The sequence below is a fragment of the Klebsiella sp. 141153 genome, assembly GCF_032601995.1.
GTDB classification, from domain to species: domain Bacteria; phylum Pseudomonadota; class Gammaproteobacteria; order Enterobacterales; family Enterobacteriaceae; genus Klebsiella; species Klebsiella aerogenes.
The window spans coordinates 1-261 of sequence record NZ_JAQIRJ010000052.1 but is presented as its reverse complement, the minus strand read 5'-3'; the positions used below and the strand labels follow the sequence as shown (position 1 = coordinate 261).

At 70.5% G+C, this 261-nt stretch carries 1 pseudogene; it reads right to left on the bottom strand.

Annotation, left to right across the window (positions count from 1 at the left end):
• Positions 1–261: pseudogene (locus PGS10_RS25025) on the bottom strand (T6SS phospholipase effector Tle1-like catalytic domain-containing protein); the annotation flags it as partial.

Below are 261 nucleotides of genomic sequence, written 5' to 3'. Positions count from 1 at the left end.
GCTCAGCTGGTCCGCCAGCATCACCTCCAGCGCTTTGGCCTTCAGCGGCACATACACCGGATCCGGCAGTTTACCCAGCGGGCCGTTCTCCGGCGACTTCGCGGCGGTGGCAGCGGCTTTCGCCTTATCGCTATCCGCCTTGTCGTGAGCCGCCTTCAGCGCGGCGACCGGATCCCGGCCCTGGGCCACGGCGATGGCCACCACCTCCGCCTCGTTGACGGCCGGCGTTTCGGTCTTCGCCCCCGCCTGCTGCGCCCCGGC